We start from the raw sequence: 15,520 nt of genomic DNA, 5'->3' as shown, positions 1-15,520 counted from the left end.
TGAAGGCCGCAGGTTCAAATCCTGCCCCCGCAACCAGATCCAATAAAATCATTACCTTAAAAGGCCGCGTCAGCGGCCTTTTGGCGTTCTGCGCCCACAAATGGAACTGTTCGTAAAAGAATTCCAGAGTGGCAGGTGGGTGTGTGGCGCTGGTAATAATGCGCCTGACTGTTTCGAAATCTGGTATCATGTGTATTCTGGTTTATCCGCACGATTATGAAAGCTGCCTTTTAAGGTATGCGCTTCATTATTCGGGAGCCTTTGAAACGTCATGACGTCAGCAGTCCAGATGTCGTTGTTCCCGCTTCGCGCTTATATGCAGCGCATCCATCCTGAAAAGAATGAATGGCGCTATTATGCCATGGCTATCCAGCCCGACCTGTTTGGTGGTGCGGCCCTGTTGCGGCGTTGGGGACGCATTGGTTCCCAAGGTACGATCCGGTTGGATCTGTATGCCAATGAAGGCGAGGCCGCGAACGCACTGGCAGCACTTATTCGCTACAGGCAAAGGCGGGGATACCAGTTATTGGGATGATGACATTACTTGCTGCCGCTCCCTGATTTCCAGAGGCGTTTATTTCAACAGAAATCTATACCCAACCATCATACTTTCAGTCTGATTCAGGTTTGTTACGGCGCACCAGGGCTTCTTCAAGTTCAAACGCGTTCTGTACGGCCGCGCCGTAAGTGGTGTTGTCATAGATCGTCCAGACATCAATGCCGTGGGCGTCGCATGTAGCAACAGCCTGCGCATGCGCTTCAATGGCCGCTTTTTCATAAGTTGATTCATAGATGCGCGGTGAGCCGTGTAGCCGGAAATAGGCAAGGCCGCGCCAGCCCCCCGGTTGTGCCGCGCCTGGTGGCCTGGCCGGGTCCGCCGCGACCCGTGAGACCTGCAGCCTTTGCAGCATATGGTCGATCTCCGGCTGGAACCAACTGGCATGTCGTGGCTCCAGAACGATCGGGCTGGTGATTGCGGACCTTAATTCATTGAAGAACTGTTCAGCGATGTCGCCGGGATAGGCAAAGCTTGGGGGAAGCTGAACCAGAATGGGACCACGTTTGTTGCCCAGCCCGTCCGTTTCCTCGGCAAAGCGTTCGATAAGCGGCTGACAGCCAATCAGGCGACGTTCATGCGTAATCGTTCTGGGCAGTTTGACGGAGAACAGGAATTCGGATGGCACACTCGCCGCCCAGCGTTCATAGGTGGTGCGCCTGTGAGGACGGTAGAAACTGCTGTTGATCTCGACGGCTGAAAAACATGCGCCATAGCGCTCGAGATGCGTGCCGGTTGCCGGAAATCGCCCGGCGAGGGCGGAAGGGATGGACCAGCCAGCGACACTGGTACGAATGGACATGAGCACTTCCTCCCGTAATTAGCGATATGCGGATTACACCTCTCGGCTCATGCGTTCACAAACGCAATCTCTGTGAAGGCAGGAACAGCTTATGTCTGCGCATGTGGAAGTTCCACGGGTTGCATTGCGGGCAGCGGTGTCTGGAGGATTTCCAGCAGCCTGTTGATCAAACGCCGTCGCGGGGCGTTGCGTTGGGACAGGAAACCCAGGTTCCGGCATGGTGCAGGTGGGGGAAGGGGGATCTTGCGCAGGTGTACGCCATCCGGCCATGGCAGGGCCCAGTCGGGCACAAGGGATACGCCCGTTCCCTGATTGACGATGATGGCGATGGCATCAAGGGAGTCGAGCTCCAGGCGTTCATGCGGCCATATGCCGTTGCGGCGTAGGTATTCATCGGCCAGCCGCCCGCCCCACTGGTTCCGGTCATACCGGATGAATGGATTGTTGCTCAGGATCTCATGCGGGTCCGTTTCCCTGATATTGTCCGATGCGATTACGACAAGGGGTTCGGAACGTAATGTCTGCCAGACACAGCTCTGCGGTATTTCAAAGGGCGGCTGGACAATAAAGGCCGCATCAATAATCCCGTCCAGCACCGCATTATGCAGGACGGAAGATGAACCGGGCATGATGTGCAGTTCAATACCGGGGAAGATTTCAAAAAACCGCTTCAGGTAAGGCGGCAGGAGACCATGCGCCGCACTGGATATGGCCCCGAGTTTCAGCTTCCCGACTGGGGCGTGACCGGAGGCGATGGTGCACAGGTCCTGAACGCCGGTTATGATGGCGCGGCTCTGCTCAAGAATGGCCAGCCCGTTTTCGGTCGGGTGGACATTGCGGCCATCACGCTGCACTAGCGCGCAACCGATTTCATGCTCCAGCGTACGGATGCGCTGGGCGATCGTGGCGGGGGTAAGTTGCAGTTGACGTGCCGCCCCGGAAATGGAGCCCTGCTCGACCACAATCAGGAAACTTTCGAGGAAGCGCGTATCCATGGCTGTTTTCTCGGGGGTTATATCTGGGGAAAGGCGACGGACCCGGCCTTATGGCCTGCTGGCGCCGGGTGCGTTACGGGACTTTCGGGGAAGCAGCAGGGGTTCCATCTGCCGGATCAGCGTTGCATGTGGCGAGGCATGGAGCCAGAGCAGGCCGATGTGACGTTGCAGGGTTGTATCGGGAAGGGGGATCTTGCGGATTTTCAGTCCCTCAGGCCAGGGCGGCAGCCAGTCCGGCACGAGTGATACGCCAACCTTCTGGCTGACCATCAGCGCAATTGCTTCAAGGGAGTCCAGTTCCAGTTGCTGCGTCGGGAATATCCGGTTTTCACGCAGGAACGTATCCGCCACCCGACCGCCCCACTGTGTGCGGTCGTAACGAAGGAACATGTTTTCCTTTATGATCTTCAGCGGGTTTGTTTCTGTGCAGCTTTCCGGCGCCAGAACGACCAGCGGTTCGGACAGCAGCCTTTTCCACCCGCAGGTTTTGGGAATGGCAAAGGGCGGCTCGACAATAAGCGCGCCATCAAGCTGCGCCTCCACCACGTCGTGATACAGTTTGATGGACTGCCCCGGTGTCACATGCAGGTCGATTTTTGGATAATCAGCAAAGAATTTCCGCAGCATGAAGGGGAGGAGGCCGGTCAGGGCGGTCGAGATCGCACCGATTTTCAGTTCCCCGGCAAACTCGTTATGGGTGGCAAGCGCCTTCAGGTCTTCCACGCCCCTGATCAGCAGGCGGCTTTTTTCAATAATGCCCAGCCCCGCCGCCGTGGGCGTTACGTTGCGTCCCGCGCGCACCAGAAGTGGCTGTTTGATCTCGTCTTCCAGTGCCTTGATGCGCTGTGCAACGGCAGCCGGCGTCAACCCGAGATGGCGGGCGGCATCGGCTATGGAACCACGTTCCACTATGGCAATGAAGCTTTCCAGAAAACGTGTATCCAAGAGCGGTATCTTTCCTTCTGGAGGGACGGAAACTCGGTAATGGTGCCCAAAGGTGGCCCTCAGGGCATCAGTCTGCCCGGCGGGCATGGGCTGGTGGATGCGTATCGGCGGGGATGGGGCAGATATAGGGCTGTTCACGCAGGCGGCGGGCGTGGTCCTCATGCGCCTGCTGCAACAAGGAAGGGGAAAGAAAGAGCCTTGCCGCGGTAAGCGCCATGGCTTTTGCAACATGGATCATGCCCGTATGCGCCACGGATGACTTGCCCTGCGCCGTCATCTGCCACGAATGTAACGGGGTGCCGATGGCGCAGGTTGCCCCCAGCGCCTGCACTGTTGGCACTGTCCAGCTTACATCTCCCACATCCGTTGAGCCGAGGGTAAATGTGCTGCCATCAAGCGGCAGGATGAAATCCGTCAGTGCAATGTCGCGCCGTTTGTGCCTGATCTGTCCAAAGGCCACGGCAATATCATCTGGTGAAAGGGTGTGCTGGATTTCACGGGCAAAAGCCTGCTCCGCCGCGCCAAAGGGAGGCGGGCCCAGATGCATGAAACTTTCATGCAGGACTTTTTCCAGCGGTGGGCAGGCCAGCAGGTTGGCAACCCCGCCCGTTATGTGGCTGCTCACGGTTGTCCCGGTCATGAGTGCTGCGCCCTGCGCCACCTGTTTCACTCGTTCTGCCAGTGCGAACAGATCAGCCAGTTCCTCCGTCCGGACGGAATAGCGCACAACCGCCTCGGACTGGACAACATTGGGCGCACTCCCGCCCACGTTGATATAGGCGTAATGGATGCGCGATGTCGGCAGCATGTGCTCACGCAGGTAATTGACCCCCACATTCATGAGTTCCGCCGCATCAAGCGCCGAGCGGCCCAGATGCGGGCTGGCCGCTGCATGGGCCGAGCGCCCCCTGAAGGTGAAATCAATGCGCATATTGGCAAGCGAGGAAGGCGGAAGAACGCCGCAGAAGGCAGTCGGATGCCATGATATGGCGGCATCCACCCCGTCGAACGCCCCCGCGCGGACCATGAAGCCCTTGCCTGCGCCCCCTTCTTCCGCCGGGCAGCCATAATAGCGCACCCGCCCCGGCAGGCCCATTGCTGCAAGCCAGCGCCGCACGGCGGTCGCGGCGAGGAGGGAAGCCGCCCCCAGCAGGTTATGGCCGCACCCATGGCCATTGCCGCCGGTGGTGGGGGGCTGGCAGACACCCGCCTGCGCCGCAAGGCCGGGGAGTGCGTCATATTCTCCCAGAAAGGCGATGACCGGGCCTTCCGCGCCACTTTCTCCCATGACAGCGGTGGCAATGCCCGCAACCCGGGATGTGACGGCAAAGCCCTGTTTGTGGAGCATCGCGGTATGCAGGGCGCAGGAACGATCTTCTTCGTAACAGAGTTCCGGTGTCTCCCACACGGCGTCGCTCAGGGCGATCGCATCTGGTGCCACGGCATCCACATGCCTGCCGATTTCTTCGAGGGTACGCATTTCCATGGGTATGATCCGTAACAGGGGATGGGGATAGAACGTTACGATATAATAATATGAAATCCGTATCCGGCTATGCGAGCATGGGTGAAGTTCTTCGCCAAAATATGGTTTTTATGATGTTTCGAGGGGCGTAAAGAAGTAAGTACTCATTGATATTTGGCACTTTTTGGCGTTTTTGCGAATCACTAAAAACGTTATTGCATAGTTTTAATATCTTTTGAACCAAGAACTAATGCCTGTTTTCTGAAGAAAAGTTATGTTCTGAATACGCAACATAATGGTTCCGATCTGGTCGCTCTGGTCGGGGTGTGGAGCAGGAGTTCAGAATGTTTGCGGTCCAGCATATGCGACAGAAATCGGTAATGGGGCATGCCTTCCGTGGTTTCCTGATGTTGTCCGTCTGTACCGGGTGCCTGCCCCTGGGCAGCGCGGTGGCGGAAACCGTGCAGGATGAAAAACAGCGCAAGACCCCGGTTGTGGGCCGCCACGCGGCAGCGGCCACACAGGCCCATGCCCGGACGGGGCCGGAGGAGATTCACGTAACCCGTGCGCGGCGCGCCTTCAGCTTTGGCGCGGACCAGCACAGGGCGGGCAACACCACCAATCTCACCGCCGAGGAACTGGTGACCCACCATGTCACCACGGTCGAGGATATCCAGAACCTCGTGCCCAACCTGACAATCCAGACCGAAGGCGGGTCCAACGTGCCCGATTACTACCTGCGTGGCATCGGCATGCAGGATTATACGCAGAACAACATGTCATCCGTCATGACGTATTTTGACGATGTGCCCTACACGATTACCGCCATGAGCTCGGGGCAGATGTTCGACGTGGCTGCGGTGGGCGTGGAGCCGGGGCCGGTCGGGTTCGAGCACGGCCTTGCAGATACGGGGGGCGAGGTCCGGATCACGACGAATGACCCGACCAAGACCCTGCATTATGGTGTGTCGGAAGATATTGCCAGCTACGCCCGCAGCAAGACCAATTTCTATGTCTCCGCACCGATCACGGACCGGCTCCAGTTCCGCATTGCGGGGCAGATGCTGCAGGGCGGAGCGTTCCGCTACAACCGTGATAACGGGGAATCACTCGGGCGCGCCAACGAAGGCGCACTGCGCGCCAAGCTGGCATGGCAGCCCGATGACAAGACGAACATCAAGCTGACGGGTAACTGGTCACAGGATTCATCCGAAGCGGATGCGGGTTTCATTCTGGGGGATAACAGCAACATCCTCCCCCGTGACCGCGACATCTACGCCACCGGCTGGAACCTGAACCCGCAATACGCGAAAATTCTCGGCATCTCGCCCAAGAGCAAGCCGTCCTATAACGATGTGCAGTGGGGCATCAACCTCAACATGGATCGTGACCTGGGGTGGGCGCACCTGGCCACGATTTCATCATTCCAGCAGCAGCAGCGGCATGAATATATCGACCGTGATGCTGAATCCGTCCGCTCGGGTGACAGTTATCTTACGGGCAGCACGAATGTTTTCTCACAGGAAGTCCGCCTGTCGGGCAAGGTGCTTGATGACCGGCTCCAGTGGGTTGCGGGCATGTATTACAACCGCGTGCGCGCATCGGGTGAGAACTGGTTCGATTACACCGACCGTGTGGGAAAGAACTATTTCCAGAACAGCGCGCATGTCCAGCCGCAGCAGGATTTCGCGCAGTTCGCCAACCTGACTTACAGCCTGACGCCCAAGCTCCGCCTTATCTTCGGGCTTGAGCACCAGACCGATGACCGGCAGTTCCTGCAGGATGCCGTCTATCGCTACAACCCCACGACACTGGCAAAGACGTACAGTCAGGTCTTCGGGGACCATGGCACGCTGACAAACCAGTTTTCAGGCAAGGTGGGTATCAACTACCAGCTCCAGCCCAACGTGATGCTGTATGCCGATATCCGCCGTGGCGTGAAGCCGGGGGGTTTTACGGCCAATACAACCCTGACGGAACAGCAGGCGGCGGGCTTCAAGCCGGAATGGCTCATGGCGTATGAAGTCGGTTTCAAGACGGAGTTCTTCAATCACCGCCTGCGCATCAACGGTGCGGCGTTCTGGGATTCCTATCATGACCAGCAGTATTTCTCGTATATCCTTGTTCCCAACTGGGGCACGGTCGGGTCTTACGTCAATGTGCCGCGCTCGCATATTTTCGGCACGGAACTGTCCATCAGCGCCCATCCGTTCCGCGGGCTGACACTGTCGCAGAATGTTGGCTACCAGCGCGGCACGTATGATGATTTCCAGGTCCTGAACGTGCAGGCGGTCAGCGCCTATTACGCCCGGACCGGACAGTGGAAATCCTTTACCGACAGCTATAACGGTGCGGATATGGGCATCCCGAAGCTGACGCTCAACGGCACCATTTCCTATGAGACCAAGCCGGTATTCCGCAAATATACCATCCGCATGGAAGGTGACTATTCATACCGTGGCGCGCAGGACACCGTGCCGCGCGGGACAGGAGCCTACCTGCTGCCGTCCTATTTCCTGATGAATGGCAGCGTGACCTTCCGCCCGGTCAGGGGCCCGTGGTCGGTCACGGCCTACGCCACGAACATCCTCAACCGTGACTACATCGTCAGCCGCACGCTTGCGACCACGGTCAACATGGGTATTTCCGGCCAGCCTCGCTTTGTGGGGGGACGCTTCGCCTACAATTTCTGATCCGCAACGATTTCGGAATGATCCGGACGCTGGCGCTGGCCCCCTGCATGTGCAGAGGGGCCAGCTACTGTGGAATGGGACGGGGCCAATGCAAGACATCCAGACAAAACTCTACCACCGTCTGAACTGGCGCATCATGTCCTGGATTATCGTGATCTATCTTATGGACAGCATAGATCGCACCAATCTGGGTTTCGCCCGGGCCCATATCTCGCGTGATGTGGGGCTGACGGCGGCACAGTTCGGTTTTGCCGCCGGCATCTTCTTCGTGGGGCTGGTGCTGTTTGAAATACCGATCAGCCTGTGGGCCTCGAAAGCGGGAGCGCCACGGACATTTGCCCGCATCATGGTGCTGTGGGGCATGACCTCGGCCGCGACAGGTTTCATTCACAGCCGGGAAAGCTTCTACATCCTGCGTTTCCTGCTGGGGGTGTTCGAGGCGGGTTTCGCGCCCACCTGCACCTATTACCTCGCGCGCTGGTACCCCGAGAACCGGATGTCGGGCGTTATTTTCTGGCACCAGCTTTCGCTACCACTGGCCGGGATTGTGGTGGGTCCGGTCTCGGGGTGGCTGCTTTCGCATTTCGATCAGGTGGGCGGGCTTGCGGGCTGGCGCTGGATGTTTGTGCTTGAGGGGCTGCCTTCGGTCCTGCTTGGCCTGACGGTGTGCTTTGTCCTGCCCCGCACGCCTGATGACGCCCCGTGGCTGTCCGCGCAGGAGCGTCAGGTCATCGCGCGCTGGAGCGTGCGGGAGAACGTGCGGCATGTGGAATTTTCCGCCGTAATACGCGACCCCGCCATCTATCTCCTGTCACTTGGGTTTTTTGCGCTGATGGCCGGGATGTACATGCTGAATTTCTGGATGCCATCCCTGATCCATGATGCCGGCGTTCACTCACCCGTGGCGGTGGGGCTGTATTCGTCCTTTCCCTATGTCGTCTCGGTTGCGTCCATGGCGTACTGGAGCGCGCGTTCGGACAGGAAGAAGGAACGCAGCTTTCACTGCTACGCGCCGGTTATCCTGGCAAGCGCGTGTTTCCTGCTGACAACGGTGCTGCCCAACATACTCGCGCTCCAGCTTGTCGTTCTGGCCGGTGCGACGGCGGGAATCTATGCCGCCTATGTCGTGTTCTGGGCGCTGGCCGCCAATGTGTTCCAGGGCAGTGCCGCGACGGGTGGCTTCGCCCTGATCAACGCCATCGGGCTGTGGGGTGGTTTTGTCAGCCCCATGGTCGTGGGCAGGCTGACCACACTTACGGGAACCATGGCCGCGGGCATGGTGTGCATGAGCATCGTCGCCGCCTGCGGGGCGGTCATCCTGTGGTCGGTCACCCGGAGCATCACGGGGGTTGCCGCCCCGACCGAAATACCTGCCGAAATTCTGTAATTCCCTGTTGAAAGAACCGGAAAATGAAAGTTTGCCTTACGGGTGACAGTATCGTGCTGCGACGGCTGAACACGGATGTGGACCCGGTATGCGCGCCGCTGTTCGACATGATCCGCGCGTGTGATGCCTCGTTCACCAACCTTGAAATCATGCCCGGTGACTATCAGGGTGATCCGGCGCTGGATCATGGCGGGTCGCATTTCAGCGCGCATCCGTGGATACTCGATGAACTGCGCGTGGCCGGGTTTGACCTGTTTGCGGCGGCGACGAACCATTGCCTTGATTACAGTATCTCGGGCCTGCGGATCGCGCTGGCGGAACTGAAACGGCGCGACATCTTGTACGCCGGTGTCGGCCTGACACTGGAGGAGGCGCGCCGCCCCGCCTATTACAGCCACCCGAAGGGCACGGTTTCAATGCTGTCGTGCTGCTCCACCTTTGCCCGTGGGCAGGAGGCGGCGGACCAGACCCGCAGCATGCAGGGGCGGCCCGGCCTCAACCCGCTGCATTTTTCCACGACCTATCAGGTCCGGCCGGAGGAGTTCGCCATGCTCCGCAGTGTTTCGGCAGGGCTGGGGCTGGAAAGGATCAAGGAAGAGCAGATAAAGCTCGGCTTTGGCTATCCCGCGCCCGAAGGCACGCTGACACTGGACGGCACCCGTTTTGTCGAGGGCGCGCAGACACGCATTTTCACCACGCCCGATGCACGGGATCTGGAGGAAATCGGGCGCTGGGTGCGTGAAGCACGGGTGGTGTCCGATGTGGTCATTGTCAGCGTGCATACGCATGAAGTCGGCTATGACGAAAACGGCGATATAAGCTGGGAAAAACCCGGAGAGTTCCTGGAAGCCTTTGCGCGTGACGTGATTGACCAGGGCGCGGACATTGTGGCCTGCCACGGGCAGCACCTGCTCAAGGGCATGGAGATGTACAAGGGCAGACCCATCTTCTATAGCCTTGGCAACTTCATCGGACAGAACGAACTGGTCGATATGCTGCCCGAGGATTCCTATACTTTCTACAAGGTCGGCACCGAAGTAACGCCCCATCAGGTTTACAAGACACGCACCCGCAACGACACGAAGGGCTTTCCCGCTGACCGTCGTTTCTGGGAAACGCTGCTGCCCGTGTGCGAATTCGATGATGCGGGCAATCTCGCATCCATGGAAATCCATCCGGTCTCGCTCGGTCTGGGCCGCGCTGCCCACCGTCGCGGGCTTCCCTTCCTTGCAACCGGGCAGGAGGCGCAGGACATCCTTGCCCGTTTCGAAACACTCTGCCGCCCATACGGGACACATTTCCGGCGCGAAGGTGAAAAACTGGTGCTGGAGCAGGGCTGAAAACCATGCGCGATAGAAAACATTTCCTTGCGTATGAAGTCATATATTCACGTTATTGCGCCGAAAAACCACGTGATATGAAGGCGTTATTTATAACTTTATGGTGTATTCATGGCTAATCCCTTCCACATCGCCTTCCCGGTCGATGACCTTGCCGTCGCGCGGACATTCTATGGGACCGTGCTGGGCTGCCCCGAGGGGCGCAGCACGGATACATGGATCGACTTCGACCTGTACGGCCACCAGATCGTGACCCACCTGATCCCTGATGCCTGTCATGCCACCGAAGGGAAGGGCAAGGGCGTGGTTGACGGCCATAACGTGCCCATCCCGCATTTCGGTGTCGTCCTTGACATGGATGACTGGAAAGCCCTGGCCGAACGGGTGCGCGCCAATGGCGTGACCTTTGGCATGGAACCCACCATCCGCTTTGCCGGCCTGCCGGGGGAACAGGCGACGATGTTCTTCTGTGACCCCGCGGGTAATGCGCTGGAGTTCAAGGCGTTTGCGAACATGCACCTGCTTTTTGCAAAACAGTAAGGATTGACCATGGCCAGTTCCCTGATGCCGTCGGCATGTTCCACGCCGGTCCCGGATTCCGGGCTGGCGCGCCGGATGTTCGACAGGCTGCATGAAATCGGTTTTGATGGCCGGGGCATGACGCGCCCGTCCTATGGGGAGGGTGAAAACCTTGCCCATGCCCTGTTCGAGACCGTGGCCAGGGAACATGGCCTTGAGATCCGGCGCGACTGGGCCGCAAACCTGTTTGTGACCCTGCCGGGGCGTATGCGCGACCTGCCCGCCGTCATGACGGGTTCACATGTGGATACCGTGCCCTGTGGCGGCAATTTTGATGGTGCGGCGGGAGCGGTTGCCGGGCTTCTGGTGCTGTGTGCATGGGTCAGGGCAGGCTACCAGCCCATGCGCGATACCACGCTGATCGTAACCCGCGCGGAGGAGAGCGTCTGGTTCCCCCTGTCCTATCTGGGTAGCCGGACCGCCTTTGGCCTGCTTGATGCCCCGGCATTACGCACGCCGCGCAGCGATGACGGCATCAGCCTGCGTGAGCACATGCTGGCCTGCGGTGCGCAGCCCGATTTGTGTGGACAGGCCGCCGTATTGCAGCCCGCGAAAATAGACTGTTTTGTGGAACTGCACATTGAACAGGGTCCGGTCCTGCTGGAAGCGGACGTGCCGGTCGGGATCGTGACCGGCATCTGCGGCAGTACCCGCTACCGTTCCGTAACCATCCATGGCCAGTACGCCCATTCCGGCGCAACCCCCCGGCGCTTCCGGTCCGATGCCGTCATGGCGGGGGCGGACATGATGATGGCGCTGCACGCGGCATGGCGGCAGGTCGAGGCTGGCGGGGAAGAAATGACCCTGACATTCGGCGTATGCCAGACCGATCCCGCGCAGGCCAATTTCGCGGCCGTACCCGGCAGGCTGGAACTGGTCATCGACATCCGCTCGCGTGATGAAGACCTGCTGGAGCGGATGAACGCCCTTGTCATTGAACAGGCGCGCAGGGTCGAAGCCGCATATAATGTAACGGTCGATCTCGGCCCGCGCACGCGCAGCACGCCCGCTGTCATGGATGCAGGGCTTCAGGCCGAAGCGAAGCGGATTGCCGCCAGCCTGAATATCCCCGCACTTTCAATGCCCAGCGGCGCGGGCCATGATGCCGCGACATTCGCGGGGCAGGGCATCTCTACCGAAATGCTGTTTGTCCGTAACGAAAATGGCAGCCATAACCCCGATGAGAGCATGGAAATCGGGGACTTCCTGTGTGGCGTACGGATTCTGGAAGAACTGCTGCGCCTGCGTGCAGCAAGACCCTGAGGCCTGTGGCCGTATTCCGTTTTTCATGCCCGACAGGTATCTGGCTTCATGAGCACATGTTTCATCACGCAGCCCATTCACCCAGAAGCCATCCGGTTCCTGCAGGAACAGGGCTTCCATACACGCCTTGCCAGCCAGCCCACCATGGACGCCGTTATTGCGGAGGTTGGTGATGCCGAAGCGATCATAACCCGTGACCTCGGCTTCAGCGCCGCAGCCGTGGCGGCCGTACCCCGGCTGCGCATCATTGCCTGCCACGGGTCCGGCACAAACGCGATCGCGGTGGCGGAAGCCGCCCGGCGGGGCATTTATGTTACCCGCGCGGTGAATGCGAACAGCCGTTCCGTGGCTGAAATGACGGTTGCGCTCATGCTGGCGGCAGCCCGCAGGGTATGTGCGGCCGATGCCGCCGTGCGTAACGGGAACTGGGGTTTCCGTTACGAGGGAGCCGGGATCGAACTGCATGGCAAGACACTGGCGCTGGTGGGTTTCGGGGCCATTGCGCGCGATGTTGCCCGGATTGCCGGGTTGGGTCTGGGCATGAAGGTGCGGGCCTGGTCACCCAGCGTGCCGGATGATGTATTCGTGGCGCATGGCGTGGAGCGGATTGCCAGCCTTGAGGATCTTCTCCGTCAGGCTGATGTCGTCTCCCTCCATCGCCCTGCCGATGCGTCCGGCCAGCCGGTGCTGGATGCGCATCATCTGGACCTGCTCGGCAACCACGCCATTATTGTCAATACAAGCCGTGGCAGTGCGATTGACACCCGTGCACTCCGTGACCGGCTCGTGGCCGGGAAACTGACGGCGGCAGCACTGGATGTCATGCCCCACGAACCCCCGTTGCCCGATGAACCCGCACTTTCCAGCCCTGCGATGATACTGACCCCGCATATGGGGGCCACAACACAGGAAGCCCTGATCCGGATGGCGATGATGTGCGTGCATCAGGTCATGGACTGTCTTGCGGGCAAGGTCCCGGCACATGTTGTATTGCCGTCGGGGTGAGTGACTGTTTTGTAAGTCTGCTGGTGGTTTCTTAAGCTTTTTAAAAAAATCTTTGCCAGAAACTTTGCAGGATTTGTGTGGTGATCCTTGGGCCGGTTTTTTCGGCGGCCCTTTATGGTTCAGTCAGTCAATAATTTCATTAACGATAATATTTCGGTTCGTATGCGGGATGGGTCAGCCCTGCATCCCGCATATATATCGAACCGATCAGCCCATCCGGATGGGTGTGCGGACCATGAGTGCTGACAGCACGGCGGCAACAAGCAGGGCCGCCGCGCACATGTACCATGCCATGTCAAAGCTGCCGGTGTAGAAGACGATGTACCCGGTCAGGATGGGCGCCAGAAGGCCGAGTGAATTGCTGCATGTCAGTGTAACGCCGGTGACGGCGCCAATTTTGTGGCCATCTTCCACCAGGTCGGTCAGCAGGGCGGTGTTCGCGCCATTGGCGGCAATCAGGCAGGCCAGCGCACCGGACAGCACCAGCAGGATCGGCGGCAGGGAATGGAAATGCGGCAGGATGCCGATTGTCGCGGCCCCCACAAGGCAGGTGACGACAATATAGCGCCGCAGCGGAGGGTGGATGCCGTTGCGGAACACGATACGCTCCAGTATCCGGCCAATGATGACAGCCCCCACGGCGGCGAACAGGTAACACGCCGCAGTACTCGTGCCGGTTCCCGTAATGTCGATGTGCAGTTCATGGATAAGGTAGAGCGGCATCCATGACATGACCAGGAAGTTGAGGTAGTTCTGCGTGCACTGTACCGCCAGTATCCCCAGGAACGAGGGGGAGCGGAACAGGCTCCTGATTTCCCTGACCGAGATGGGCGTCCTTGTGGACTGGGCCGTTCCCTCCACCGGGTTGCGATAGACCAGCCACCATACGATGGCCCAGACAATCCCGATGCCACCCAGCGCCATGAACTCGAACCGCCAGCCGAACAGGGTAATGAGATAGGCCCCCGCCAGTGTGCCGCCCGCAAGGCCAAGCTGCATCCCGGTCAGCAATATGGTCATGACCGACCCCCGCTCACGCGGCTGCGCCCATGAACGGACAACCGTGGCTCCCACGCCAAAGGTGGGTGCTTCCCCCACGCCAAGGAGAACGCGGGTCAGCAGGAACTGCGTGATGTTCTGCGCCATGCCGCCCAGCAGCATGGCGAAAGACCACAGCCCCACGGCCACGCTGCCGATCAGGCGCGCGCCCACCATATCCAGCACGATGGTCGATGGCAGGTTCAGCAGGAAATACGACCACAGGAAACTGGATGAAACCCACCCCATCTGCACGGGCGTGAGCGTGAACTCTTTTCCCAGTGTCGGCAGGGCGATGGAAAGCGCCGCGCGGTCCCCGTAGCTGATGACGTACATAAGGAACACGAGGAGGAAGAACACATGGCGCGAAGGAAGGGTACGCCTGCTTCGTGCATTGATGGCGGATTCACCTGTTGTCACGCTGTAGGCCTCCTGCTGTGCATTGGTTATGGAAAACGTGGGGGCGGCTTACGCGACCACGGGCATGCGCGGGCTTACGCCTGCGTGCCGGAGGCCGTGTCCATTGTCCCCTCGACCGCGGCCTGTTTCTGCGCTGGCCGGTCATGGCGGAGCATCCACACACCCGAGCCGATGATCAGCAGCCCGCCCAGCACCATCGCAACGCCCGGCACCTCGCCAAACCCGAACCAGCCGATCAGACCGGCCCATAACAGGCCCGAATAGGCAAACGGGCCAATGGCCGAAACCTGTGCGGAGGCAAAGGCTTCCGTCTGCAGAACCTGCGCAATACCGGCAAACGCGCCCACTGCGACAAGGCATGCGGCATCGGTCATGGACGGGGTGGTCCAGATGAAGGGGAGCGGCAGCGCGGTCATGACGGTCATGAGGATGGCCTGCCACAGGGCGATCGTGGTGCTGGCTTCGGTTGCGGAAAGCTGGCGGATCTGCATGGTGGTCAGCGCGCCCACGGCCCCCTGCGCCAGTGCCACGAAATAGGCCCAGTGCGCGACCGTACCCGCCGCGCCATGCAGCAGCCCCTTGCCCATTGCCACCACAACGACGCCGGAAAACCCGATTGAAACGGCGATCCAGCGTTGCAGGGACGGTTTTTCATGGAGCAGCGGAATGCTGAGCAGCACAAGGAACAGCGGCTGCGTGTAGGACAGCACCTGCTGTTCGGCCAGTGGCAGGCGGGTCACGGTAATGACCACCATGATCATGCTGACCAGCCCCACCACCGAACGCAGCAGGTGCCCGCCAAAATGGTGCGTGCGCAGCACGATCGTGGTGCGCGCCGCGATCAGCAGGACAAAGGGCAGGGAAAACAGGTTGCGGAAGAAAATGATCTCAAGCGCAGGCAGCGTCGATCCCGTCAGCTTCTGCAGGGCATTGAGGGCCGCCGTGAAAAAGGTGGCCGATGCCAGCAGTAACGCGCCACGTTTCAGGTCATGCTTCATTTTGTTCGTACCTCACTGCACGACAGGAACGGGG

14 protein-coding genes are annotated in these 15,520 nt (G+C 59.7%); 7 read left to right on the top strand and 7 right to left on the bottom strand.

Annotated elements, in window-relative coordinates; genetic code table 11:
- The coding region (locus DY926_RS17685; protein WP_206609043.1) for a hypothetical protein at nucleotides 1-190 on the bottom strand (190 nt) is incomplete at its 3' end.
- An 81-nt stretch (nucleotides 191-271) separates the two neighbouring features.
- Here DY926_RS17685 and DY926_RS10585 point away from each other — a divergent pair.
- Nucleotides 272-535, top strand: a complete 264-nt coding sequence (locus DY926_RS10585; protein ID WP_241503163.1) for a WGR domain-containing protein — start codon at nucleotides 272-274, stop codon at nucleotides 533-535.
- A 76-nt stretch (nucleotides 536-611) separates the two neighbouring features.
- Here the strand turns inward: DY926_RS10585 and DY926_RS10580 are convergent, their stop codons facing one another.
- From DY926_RS10580 to DY926_RS10565, 4 genes are all read right to left on the bottom strand, one after another.
- Nucleotides 612-1,358 (bottom strand): DUF72 domain-containing protein, encoded by a 747-nt coding sequence (locus DY926_RS10580; protein ID WP_116703335.1) that lies wholly within the window; start codon nucleotides 1,356-1,358, stop codon nucleotides 612-614.
- Between the two features lie 89 nt (nucleotides 1,359-1,447).
- Nucleotides 1,448-2,353, bottom strand: a complete 906-nt coding sequence (locus tag DY926_RS10575; protein ID WP_116703334.1) for a LysR family transcriptional regulator — start codon at nucleotides 2,351-2,353, stop codon at nucleotides 1,448-1,450.
- Nucleotides 2,354-2,401: 48 nt separating this feature from the next.
- The gene (locus DY926_RS10570) at nucleotides 2,402-3,298 is read right to left on the bottom strand and encodes a LysR family transcriptional regulator (RefSeq protein WP_116703333.1); all 897 of its coding nucleotides are present in this window, start codon (nucleotides 3,296-3,298) and stop codon (nucleotides 2,402-2,404) included.
- A gap of 67 nt (nucleotides 3,299-3,365) precedes the next feature.
- Nucleotides 3,366-4,778: an amidohydrolase gene (locus tag DY926_RS10565; protein WP_116703340.1), complete on the bottom strand. Its 1,413-nt coding sequence runs from the start codon at nucleotides 4,776-4,778 to the stop codon at nucleotides 3,366-3,368.
- Nucleotides 4,779-5,125: 347 nt separating this feature from the next.
- Between DY926_RS10565 and DY926_RS10560 the strand changes: the two genes are divergently transcribed.
- The 6 genes from DY926_RS10560 (at nucleotide 5,126) to DY926_RS10535 (ending at nucleotide 13,030) form a co-directional block, all read left to right on the top strand.
- Nucleotides 5,126-7,456: a TonB-dependent receptor gene (locus DY926_RS10560; protein ID WP_158551951.1), complete on the top strand. Its 2,331-nt coding sequence runs from the start codon at nucleotides 5,126-5,128 to the stop codon at nucleotides 7,454-7,456.
- Between the two features lie 88 nt (nucleotides 7,457-7,544).
- Nucleotides 7,545-8,843 carry an MFS transporter gene (locus DY926_RS10555; protein WP_116703331.1) on the top strand — a complete coding sequence of 433 codons (1,299 nt, stop codon included), beginning with the start codon at nucleotides 7,545-7,547 and terminating at the stop codon, nucleotides 8,841-8,843.
- A gap of 23 nt (nucleotides 8,844-8,866) precedes the next feature.
- Nucleotides 8,867-10,183, top strand: a complete 1,317-nt coding sequence (locus DY926_RS10550; RefSeq protein WP_116703330.1) for a CapA family protein — start codon at nucleotides 8,867-8,869, stop codon at nucleotides 10,181-10,183.
- Nucleotides 10,184-10,294: 111 nt separating this feature from the next.
- Nucleotides 10,295-10,723, top strand: coding sequence for a VOC family protein (locus tag DY926_RS10545; protein ID WP_116703329.1), 429 nt, complete (start codon nucleotides 10,295-10,297; stop codon nucleotides 10,721-10,723).
- 9 nt (nucleotides 10,724-10,732) lie between these two features.
- A complete protein-coding gene (locus tag DY926_RS10540) occupies nucleotides 10,733-12,025 on the top strand; it encodes a Zn-dependent hydrolase (protein ID WP_116703328.1) in 1,293 nt (430 codons plus the stop codon).
- A 48-nt stretch (nucleotides 12,026-12,073) separates the two neighbouring features.
- Nucleotides 12,074-13,030, top strand: coding sequence for an NAD(P)-dependent oxidoreductase (locus DY926_RS10535; RefSeq protein ID WP_116703327.1), 957 nt, complete (start codon nucleotides 12,074-12,076; stop codon nucleotides 13,028-13,030).
- Nucleotides 13,031-13,237: 207 nt separating this feature from the next.
- Here DY926_RS10535 and DY926_RS10530 read toward each other — a convergent pair whose 3' ends face one another.
- Both DY926_RS10530 and DY926_RS10525 read right to left on the bottom strand, forming a co-directional pair.
- A complete protein-coding gene (locus DY926_RS10530) occupies nucleotides 13,238-14,488 on the bottom strand; it encodes an MFS transporter (RefSeq protein ID WP_241503162.1) in 1,251 nt (416 codons plus the stop codon).
- Between the two features lie 74 nt (nucleotides 14,489-14,562).
- The gene (locus DY926_RS10525) at nucleotides 14,563-15,486 is read right to left on the bottom strand and encodes a DMT family transporter (protein WP_116703326.1); all 924 of its coding nucleotides are present in this window, start codon (nucleotides 15,484-15,486) and stop codon (nucleotides 14,563-14,565) included.
- Between the last annotated feature and the right edge of the window lie 34 nt (nucleotides 15,487-15,520).

This window comes from Komagataeibacter melaceti, from assembly GCF_003403295.1.
In the GTDB taxonomy this organism is placed as follows: Bacteria; Pseudomonadota; Alphaproteobacteria; order Acetobacterales; family Acetobacteraceae; genus Komagataeibacter; species Komagataeibacter melaceti.
The sequence above is the reverse complement of the archived record's forward strand: the minus strand, read 5'-3'. Positions and strand labels throughout refer to the sequence as shown.